Annotated in this window: 5 protein-coding genes and 1 tRNA gene; 5 read left to right on the plus strand and 1 reads right to left on the minus strand. The window is 61.6% G+C overall.

Annotated features, from left to right (window positions below):
* Positions 1–113: 113 nt before the first annotated feature.
* A tRNA-Asn gene (locus ABWP92_RS16000) sits at positions 114–189 on the plus strand.
* Between the two features lie 130 nt (positions 190–319).
* Here the strand turns inward: ABWP92_RS16000 and icd are convergent.
* A complete protein-coding gene (gene icd / locus ABWP92_RS16005; RefSeq protein ID WP_353236399.1) occupies positions 320–1,579 on the minus strand; it encodes an NADP-dependent isocitrate dehydrogenase in 1,260 nt (419 codons plus the stop codon).
* A gap of 249 nt (positions 1,580–1,828) precedes the next feature.
* On the opposite strand from icd, the gene ABWP92_RS16010 reads away from it, so the two are divergent.
* The 4 genes from ABWP92_RS16010 (at position 1,829) to ABWP92_RS16025 (ending at position 5,726) form a co-directional block, all read left to right on the plus strand.
* Complete coding sequence (locus tag ABWP92_RS16010) at positions 1,829–2,059, plus strand: hypothetical protein (RefSeq protein WP_353236400.1); 231 nt, start codon at positions 1,829–1,831, stop codon at positions 2,057–2,059.
* Positions 2,060–2,258: 199 nt separating this feature from the next.
* Positions 2,259–2,633 carry a winged helix-turn-helix domain-containing protein gene (locus tag ABWP92_RS16015; protein ID WP_353236401.1) on the plus strand — a complete coding sequence of 125 codons (375 nt, stop codon included), beginning with the start codon at positions 2,259–2,261 and terminating at the stop codon, positions 2,631–2,633.
* A gap of 134 nt (positions 2,634–2,767) precedes the next feature.
* The gene (locus ABWP92_RS16020) at positions 2,768–4,837 is read left to right on the plus strand and encodes a TonB-dependent receptor plug domain-containing protein (protein ID WP_353236402.1); all 2,070 of its coding nucleotides are present in this window, start codon (positions 2,768–2,770) and stop codon (positions 4,835–4,837) included.
* A gap of 49 nt (positions 4,838–4,886) precedes the next feature.
* On the plus strand, positions 4,887–5,726 hold the full coding sequence (locus ABWP92_RS16025; RefSeq protein ID WP_353236403.1) for a molybdopterin-dependent oxidoreductase: 840 nt from the start codon (positions 4,887–4,889) through the stop codon (positions 5,724–5,726).
* Positions 5,727–5,773 lie beyond the last annotated feature (47 nt).

Here is a 5,773-nt window from a genome sequence, read left to right on the forward strand (position 1 = left end):
AGCGCCGGACTGTTAATCCGTAGGTCCCTGGTTCGAGCCCAGGTTGAGGAGCCAATCCATCAAGCAGCCTTCCGCAATTGCACGGAAGCGCTTTCAACAATTCATACCGATATTCCTCAATAGCTCAGTCGGTAGAGCGCCGGACTGTTAATCCGTAGGTCCCTGGTTCGAGCCCAGGTTGAGGAGCCATTCAGATCCGCCCGGCGCGCAAGTGCCGGGCGGATTTTTATTGCCAGATCACTCCTTCTGCACGCACAACGAAAAGGCCTGCGAGGCGGACACCTCGCAGGCCATGCTGCCAAAACCGTTGCAGGCCAGGTTACATGTTGGTGATCATCACGTCGCCGAAACCCGAGCAGCTCACCTGCGTCGCACCGTCCATGAGACGCGCGAAGTCATAGGTCACCTTCTTGCTCAGAATGGATTTCTCCATCGACGCGATGATCAGTTCGGCCGCCTCGCTCCACCCCATGTGGCGCAGCATCATTTCAGCGGAGAGGATTTCCGAGCCCGGATTCACATAGTCCTTGCCCGCGTACTTGGGCGCCGTGCCATGCGTGGCCTCGAACATCGCCACCGAGTCGGACATGTTGGCTCCCGGCGCGATGCCGATGCCGCCCACTTGCGCGGCGAGCGCGTCCGAGATGTAGTCGCCATTCAGATTCAACGTGGCGATCACGCTGTATTCCACCGGACGCAGCAGGATCTGCTGCAAAAACGCATCGGCGATGCTGTCCTTGATGGTGATGTCCTTGCCGGTGTTCGGGTTCTTTACGCGCATCCATGGGCCGCCGTCGATCAGCTCGCCGCCGAACTCGCTGGCCGCCAGTTCATAGCCCCAGTCGCGGAACGCGCCTTCCGTGTACTTCATGATGTTGCCTTTGTGCACCAGGGTCACATTCGGCTTGTCATGGTCGATGGCGTACTGGATCGCCTTTCGCACCAGCCGCTGCGTGCCCTCCCTGGACACCGGCTTGACCCCGATGCCCGAGGTCTCGGGAAAGCGGATCTTTCCCACGCCAAACTCATCCCGCAGAATCCTGATGAGCTTCTTGGCCTTGTCGGATTCGGCGGGGAACTCGATACCCGCGTAGATGTCCTCGGAGTTCTCGCGGAAAATCACCATGTTGACCTTCTCGGGCTCCTTGACCGGAGAGGGAACGCCCTTGAAATACTGCACCGGACGCAGGCAGACGTACAGATCGAGCTCCTGGCGCAGCGTCACATTCAGGGATCGGATGCCACCGCCAACCGGCGTGGTCAGCGGGCCTTTGATAGAAATCACATAGTCGCGCACGACCTGCAGCGTCTCGTCCGGCAGCCACACGTCCGGGCCGTAAATCCGTGTGGACTTTTCGCCCGCGTAGATCTCCATCCAGTGAATCTTGCGCTTGCCGCCATAGGCCTTGGCGACGGCGGCATCCACCACTTTGATCATCACCGGGGTGATGTCGGCGCCAGTGCCATCACCCTCGATGAAAGGAATGATGGGCTGATCCGGCACATGCAGGCTCATGTCGGCGTTGACGGTGATCTTCTGCCCTTGGGCAGGTACTTCGATATGCTGGAATTGGCTCATGCATCGTCTCCAATGGGGTGATTTGCGGACGCGGGCTGCGGGAAACGCCTGCCTCGAGCGAATCGGCGCCAAGCCTGCGCCGCCGGAGGTTTCCATGAGCCCGGCACCGGGATCGTCCGGGTCATTCTAGCTACAAAAGAAAGACAATTTCCCTGTCAACGCGCCCGCATCCGCAGCGTTGAGAGAATGTTCCGCTGCATACATTGGGTAGGCACGGACGGTTTCCCCTTCTTAATGGGATTTGCACATATGAAAAAACTCCTCGCAATTCTGGCAATGGGCATGTTCACCGCTGGCGCAATGGCCCAGCCCGCACCGGCAATGCCGCCCGAGGCCGCGCCCACGGCTGCCGCACCAGCTCCGGCCCACGCCGCCAAGACCCCCAAGGCGAAGAACCACCACGCCAAGGCGCCGCAGCACAACGGCAAGCAGCATAAGGTCGCCAAGAAGAACCGCAAGCACAAGAAGCCGACCGCCTGATTCGCTCTCACGCCCATCGGGCACGATTGCTCCGGGAGACCGAAGTCCTGCGACTTCCGTCTCCCGGAGTCGTTTGGGCGAGCCGCCCATCGGCAGAAATCAGCAGAAACATGCTCAAGGCAAGGACACAGCAGGAAACCCCTGAGCATTCCGTTATCCGATACCCTCGGGGGCACCTTCCCTTGGATGAACCGCCCGGATGAACGCTTCCGCCAACAAGCCCAGATATCTGCTGCGTCCCCGCATCTACATCGGTGACGCCATCAAGATCGGCCCCGGCAGGGTGGAGTTGCTGCGCCAGGTGAACGCAACGCGCTCCATAGCCGCCGCCGCCCGTTCGCTCAGCTTGCCCTACAAGCGCGCATGGCTGCTGATCGATTCACTCAACCGGGGATTCGGCCGCCCGGTCGTCGAGACCGCCGCAGGCGGCAAAGGCGGTGGAGGAGCCTCGCTGACACCGCTGGGACAGCGGATCATCGAACACTACGATGCACTCGAAGCCAGACTCAACACCTGTGCGGACGAGCAATTGCAGGCCCTTTGCGATCTGGCCAGCGGCCACAACATCCTTTGATCTAGACCATAGCCCCACATGGAAGCCGTTCTATACATTTCGTTATGTCATTTTTGACATAGCGCTTGGATCACCCACCTCGATGGCTGCGCCGGCTTGCTCCTCTTGGCCATCCTGGAACAGGAACTTCTTTCATGGAACTGAAAATCAATGCCTTCACCGGCACGCTTGCACTGGCCTTGCCGCTGCTGTTTTCAACCTATGCCAGAGCGCAGGGGAGCGATGAAAACCGCGGCGATGACGGGCCGCCGCAGGCTGCGCAAAGCAGCATATTCACGCTGGGCCAGGTCACGGTGACGGGAAAGCGCGAGGATGAACAGGCGATCGGCACATCGACGCTCGACAGCGAAGACATGCAGGATTTCAACAAGGAGAGCCTGAAGGAGGCGTTGGACATCGTCCCCGGCGTGTCGGTCACGACCGGCTCCGGCAGCCGCAACGAGGCCGACATCAGCATTCGCGGATTCAACCGCTATCAAGTGCCCCTGTACATGGACGGAATCCGCCTGTACCTGCCAGCCGACAACCGCATCGACGTGGACCGCTTCCTGACCATGGACCTGTCTGAAATACAGGTCTCGAAAGGCTATGTGTCGGTACTCAACGGCCCGGACGGCATGGGCGGCGCCATCAACCTGGTCACGCGCAAGCCGGTCAAACCGTTCGAGTCGGAGGTGCGCCTGACGGGCAAGCTGGGGGAAGGCGGCCAGTATGAAGGCTACACGGCCTATGCCCGCCTGGGCGGCAGGCAGAGCCAGTATTACTGGCAGGCCAGCATCGAGCAGCGCGACCTGGACAACTGGCGCCTGTCGCGGGACTTCAGGCCGACCGCAGCGGAAAACGGCGGGGAGCGCGACAACACCAGCAAGAAGGACAGTCGCTTCAATTTCAAGTTCGGCCTCACACCGAACGCAACCGATGAATACTCGCTGAATTTCGTGCAGCAAGGCGGTGAAAAGCACGGCATCGGCGCGGTGACCGGCACATCGGCGATCAGCACATGGGACTGGCCCAGATGGGATGTCCAGAGCCTGTACTGGCTTTCGCACACCCAGCTTGGCGAGAACGGCTACCTCAAGACGAAGGCGTACTACAACACGTTCAAGAACGATCTGGTCGCCTACACGAACGTGGCCCTGGATACGCGCAACTGGACCAGCCACTACGACGACAACGCCAAGGGCATCAGCCTCGAGCTGGGCACCACCGCATTGCCCCAGCAGACGCTCAAGGGCGCGCTGCATCTGCGGCGCGACGAGCACGTGGAGTGGCAGAACATGGATCTGCAAGGCTCGGTCGAACCCAAGCAAGGCGCGATCGAGGACAGCTACTCGCTGGCGCTGGAGGACACCTGGCACGTGACCCCCCAATTCGACCTGGTAGGCGGAGTCAGCCGTGATTTCCGCCGCATGAGCAAGGCCCAGGAATACACCGCCGCCGACGGACTGTTCAACTACGAACTCGCCAACCACTTTGCCACCAACTGGCAAGGCGCGGCCATCTACCGGTACCGCGAAGGCGGCAAGCTGCATTTCTCGGTATCGCGGCGAGCACGCTTTCCGAGCATGTTCGAGCGTTACAGCTCACGCTTCGGCGGCGCGCTTTCCAACCCCTATCTCAAACCCGAGCGCGCATTGAACTTCGAGCTCGGCATAGCCGAGCAGATCAGCCCCGGCCTGCAGGTCGAGGCGGCCGTTTTCCACAGCAAGGTCGATGACGCCATCCAGTCGGTGAACATCGAGTACATGGGCAGCACCTATTCGCAATCACAGAACGTCGGCAAGGCCACGTTCCGGGGGCTCGAATTGAGCGTGTATGCGCGGGCGGCGCGGACGCTGGAGCTGGGCGGCAACTACACCTACATCCTCACCAGGCTCGACAACCCAGGCGATCCCAGCGCGCGGCTGACCACGGCCCCGAGAAACAAGGCATTCCTGTTTGCAAGATGGAAGCCGATGCCGGCCCTGAAGATCATCCCCAGTGTCGAATACGCCAGCGCGCGCTGGTCGCAGCCGCCCAGCGGCAGCGGCTACATACGCACGGGAGCCTATGCGCTGCTGAACCTGAAGGCCGAATACCAGCTCAGCCCCAACGCCACCCTCTCGCTGTCGGCGCGCAACCTGTTCGACAGGAACTACGAGCTGGCCAGCGGCTACCCCGAGGAAGGCCGCAGCTTCATGGTGGCTGCCACGTTCCAGTTCTGAGCGATCCAGGCCGATATCCACGACGCTTGATTTCCGAAAAGAGCCGATCATGAACATGAAGATTACGGGGCCGCGCCTGCGAGCGATGGCCGCAATGGCGGCAATGGCTGCGCTCACGGCATCCGCGCAGGCGCTTGCGGCCGATGGCTTCGAGCTGGCCCGCAGCAACGGTTGTTTCGTCTGCCACCAGGGGACCGTCCAGCGCATGGGGCCGTCCTTCACCGACATCGCCCGCAAATACGCGGGCGAGAAAGATGCCGCGGCCCTGCTTGCCGAACGCATCATCCACGGGACAGGCCCCGATGGATCGGGCTGGAAGTCGCAAGGCAAGGCCGCGATGCCCTACATGCCGCCCAATGCCGCGGTGACGCTGGCCGACGCCCATGTCCTCGCCGGGTGGATTCTTGCCTCGGCGGATCTGGCGACCGCCGCCGCGCCGTTCGTCACCAACCGGGTCAGCGTGACCGGCATGGTCAGGCAGCCGCTCCAACTGGGCGTCGGCGACCTGCGGCAATTCCCGCTCAGGCAGATGGCGATGGCTCCGGCAAAACATGCGGCGGACGGCCAGCCGACCCAGCACATCCAGCTCAAGGGCGTGCTGCTGCGCGACATCCTGGAAAAAGCGGCGGTCACCGCACAAAACCATTTCGACCTCAAGAAAGCGGCTGTCATCATTACCGCCACCGACGGCTTCAAGGTCGTCTACTCCTTGGCCGAGGTGCTCCATTCACCCATCGGCGACGGGGCTCTGGTGTTCTTCGAGAAAGACGGACAGGCGCTGAGCGCCAAGGAGGGGCAAATCGCCATGGTTTCCCTGGGCGATGACTCGGCCGCCAGCCGGTACATCAAATGGGTCCAGTCCATCGACGTGCGTAAGATCGTGGATTGACGCCCGTTATTCGAGACGACACCATGAACACCAGCGAAACACCCGGC

Source organism: Diaphorobacter ruginosibacter (assembly GCF_040396215.1).
GTDB lineage: Bacteria > Pseudomonadota > Gammaproteobacteria > Burkholderiales > Burkholderiaceae_C > Diaphorobacter_A > Diaphorobacter_A ruginosibacter_A.

Bases quoted from the DNA above. Each gene is read 5' to 3' on its own strand.
- icd (WP_353236399.1), bottom strand. From the start codon at position 1,579: ATGAGCCAATTCCAGCATATCGAAGTACCTGCCCAAGGGCAGAAGATC.
- ABWP92_RS16010 (WP_353236400.1), top strand. From the start codon at position 1,829: ATGAAAAAACTCCTCGCAATTCTGGCAATGGGCATGTTCACCGCTGGC.
- ABWP92_RS16015 (WP_353236401.1), top strand. From the start codon at position 2,259: ATGAACGCTTCCGCCAACAAGCCCAGATATCTGCTGCGTCCCCGCATC.
- ABWP92_RS16020 (WP_353236402.1), top strand. From the start codon at position 2,768: ATGGAACTGAAAATCAATGCCTTCACCGGCACGCTTGCACTGGCCTTG.
- ABWP92_RS16025 (WP_353236403.1), top strand. From the start codon at position 4,887: ATGAACATGAAGATTACGGGGCCGCGCCTGCGAGCGATGGCCGCAATG.